Annotated in this window: 4 protein-coding genes; all 4 read left to right on the forward strand. The window is 64.5% G+C overall.

Translation table 11 applies throughout. The annotated features are described in order from the left end of the window. A partial coding sequence (locus QMX78_RS20925) for a hypothetical protein (RefSeq protein WP_282273281.1) occupies positions 1–196 on the forward strand: 196 nt, incomplete at its 5' end. Between the two features lie 11 nt (positions 197–207). Further along, entirely contained in the window at positions 208–465 is a 258-nt protein-coding gene (locus tag QMX78_RS20930; protein WP_282273283.1) for a YciI family protein, read from the forward strand. 4 nt (positions 466–469) lie between these two features. Further along, the gene (gene proB, locus QMX78_RS20935) at positions 470–1,618 is read left to right on the forward strand and encodes a glutamate 5-kinase (protein WP_282273284.1); all 1,149 of its coding nucleotides are present in this window, start codon (positions 470–472) and stop codon (positions 1,616–1,618) included. A 30-nt stretch (positions 1,619–1,648) separates the two neighbouring features. Continuing rightward, positions 1,649–2,905, forward strand: coding sequence for a glutamate-5-semialdehyde dehydrogenase (locus QMX78_RS20940; RefSeq protein ID WP_282273286.1), 1,257 nt, complete (start codon positions 1,649–1,651; stop codon positions 2,903–2,905). The last annotated feature ends 102 nt before the right edge of the window (positions 2,906–3,007 follow it).

A 3,007-nucleotide genomic window follows, 5' to 3' on the forward strand; every position in this document is an offset into this window, starting at 1 on the left:
AGCCAAAGCAGAAGCCAAAGCAGAAGCCAAAGCCAAAGCCAAAGCCAAAGCCAAAGCCAAAGCCAAAGCAGAAGCCAGAGCAGAAGCCAGAGCAGAAGCCAGAGCAGAAGCCAGAGCAGAAGCCAAAGCCAACGCAAGTTCCAAGCGAAAGCAATCGCGCCAACTTCCGCTTCGGCGTGGTGTCATATGCAGCTAAAGGAGAATGCAATGAAGCTCTACCTGGTACTGGCAATGCGCAAGCCGTCGTTCGACGACGCGGTGATTGCGCCACACAAAGCCTTTCTCGATGTACTCAGCGGGAAGGATCAGCTTCACCTGACCGGCGGCTTCAGCGACGGCACCGGCGGCGCCTACGTGCTGAAGAACGTCGACACCCTCGACGCCGCCAAAGCCATCGTCGCCAGTGACCCCCTGGCCATCCACGGCAGCTCCGAGCTGACCATCCATGAGTGGAATACCCGCTGATCCCATGATCCAGACATCGTTCTCGCCGTTCACCGAACAAGCGCTGCCGCAGTGGCGCCGCGCCGTCCTCAAGGTCGGCAGCAGCCTGCTGGCGGCTGATGGTGGTGGCTTGACCCCGCGGTTCGCGCTTGGGCTGGCGCAGTTCGTGTCGGCCAATGTGCTGGCAGGGCGCGAAGTGGTGATCGTTTCTTCTGGCGCAGTGGCCGCAGGCCGCGCCATCGTACCCAAGGCCGCCGAAGCCGGCGCGGCCATGGCGGCCAGACAGGCCTTGGCTGCACTGGGCCAGGCGCAGCTGATCGGGCTGTGGCAGCGCTTCTTCGAGCGCCCGGTGGCGCAGGTGCTGCTCACCCATGACGACCTGCGCAACCGCCGCCGCTACCTCAATGCGCGCGCGACGCTCAACGAGTTGCTGGCGCTGGGCGCGCTGCCGGTCATCAACGAGAACGACACCGTGTCGGTGGATGAACTCAAGCTCGGCGACAACGACAATCTCGCCGCCATCGTTGCGGCGCTGGTCGATGCCGATGCCTTGTTCATCGCGACCGACATCGACGGCCTCTACACCGCCGATCCGCGCAGCAATCCCGATGCACAACCGATCAATGAGGTCACCGAGCTGACGCCGGAGGTCCTTGCCATGGCCGGCGGCAGTGGCAGTGCGGTCGGTACTGGAGGCATGCATACCAAGCTGCAGGCTGCCGCCAAGGCCGGTGCTGCGGGGATCGACACCTTCCTGTTCAATGGCCGCAGCGGCGATGTCGTGCGCGGTCTGGCGCAAGGGCGGTTGCATGGCACGCGCCTGCATGCCGGGCAGTCGCGTATCGCCGCGCGCAAGTATTGGCTGAAGCACGCACCGCTTGAACCGGGCGCGATCCTGATCGATGCCGGCGCGGCGCGCGCATTGCGCGACAAGGGCGCCTCGTTGCTGCCCGGTGGCGTGGTGGGCGCAGAAGGCGAGTTCCGTCGTGGCGACATGGTGGAAGTGCGGTTGTTCGATCCGCACGGGCAGCAGCGCGTGGCACGTGGCGTCAGCCAGTATTCCGCCGTCGATATCCGCCGCATCAGCCAGCACCACACCAGCGAGATCGAATCCATCCTCGGCTACAACTACGGCGACAACGTGGTCCATCGTGACGACCTGGTGTTGCTGTGAGTTTTCCTTTGATCATCGGCAGGACAGAACATGAGTGATATCCGCACCCTTGCATTGCAATGCCGCGATGCCGCGCAGCAACTGGGCCTGCTTTCCAGCCAAGCCCGCAGCACGCTGCTGAAGTCGATGGCCGCTGCGCTGGAAGCCGATGCAGGCAGCATCCTCGCCGCGAATGCGCGTGACCTGCAGGCGGCGCGCGACAAGGGTGTGGGTTCGGCGATGCTGGACCGTCTGGCCTTGAACCCGGAACGCCTGCGCGGCGTGGCCGATGCGCTGCGTGAAGTGGCCGCCTTGCCGGATCCGGTGGGCGAGGTGACCCGCGATTACGACCGCCCCAATGGCATCCGTGTGCAGAAGGTGCGGGTGCCGTTGGGGGTGATCGCGATGATCTATGAGGCGCGGCCGAATGTGACGGCTGACGCGGCGGCGCTGTGCATCAAGGCCGGCAATGGCGTGATCCTGCGCGGTGGCTCCGAGGCCATCCATTCCAATACGGCGATTGCCGCCAGCCTCAAGCGCGCTCTGCGCGAGGCGGGCTTGCCGGATGCGGCACTTACGCTGGTCGAAGACCTGCGTCGCGAGACCATGCTGGAGTTGCTGCAGCTCAACGACATCATCGATCTGGCCATCCCGCGCGGCGGCGAGGGCCTGATCCGCTTCGTCGCCGAGCACGCGCGGGTGCCGGTGATCAAACATTACAAGGGCGTCTGCCACCTGTTCGTCGATGACAGTGCCGACCTGCAGTTGGCAGTGGATCTGCTGATCGATGGCAAGACCTCACGTCCGGCGGCCTGTAATTCGTTGGAGACCTTGCTGGTGCATGAAGGCGTCGCAGCTGAGTTCCTGCCATTGGCCGCGGCGGCGCTGCGCGAACGTGGTGTCGAGCTGCGTGGTGATGCAGCCACCCAGGCGCTGGTTGCCGATACCGTCCCGGCAAGCGAAGACGACTATGCCGCCGAATACCTCGACCTGATCCTCGCCATCCGCGTGGTGCCGGACCTGGCTTCCGCCATTGCCCATATCCAGGCCCACACCTCGGATCACACCGAAGTCATTGCTACCAGCAATCCGGAGCATGCCGAAGCCTTCGTGCGCGCGTTGCGTTCGGCGGTGGTGATGGTCAATGCCTCCTCGCGCTTCTCCGATGGCGGCGAGTTGGGCCTGGGCGCGGAGATCGGCATCTCGACCACACGCCTGCATTCCTACGGCCCGATGGGTCTGGAGGCGCTCACGGTAGAGCGCTTCGTGGTGCGCGGTGAAGGCCAGGTCAGGCATCCGCTGAAGTAAGCCACCGTCGTAGCCCGGGTAAGCGCAGCGCACCCGGGAGCACGTAGCATTCGTTGACGCGTTGTTTCGATCGTTGCATTCCCCGGGTGCGCTGCGCTTACC

Origin of the sequence: Stenotrophomonas sp. PS02298, from assembly GCF_029959445.1 — a bacterium.
In the GTDB taxonomy this organism is placed as follows: Bacteria; Pseudomonadota; Gammaproteobacteria; order Xanthomonadales; family Xanthomonadaceae; genus Stenotrophomonas.

Coding starts and splice junctions, on each gene's coding strand:
- QMX78_RS20930 (WP_282273283.1), top strand. CDS start 208: ATGAAGCTCTACCTGGTACTGGCAATGCGCAAGCCGTCGTTCGACGAC.
- QMX78_RS20940 (WP_282273286.1), top strand. CDS start 1,649: ATGAGTGATATCCGCACCCTTGCATTGCAATGCCGCGATGCCGCGCAG.
- proB (WP_282273284.1), top strand. CDS start 470: ATGATCCAGACATCGTTCTCGCCGTTCACCGAACAAGCGCTGCCGCAG.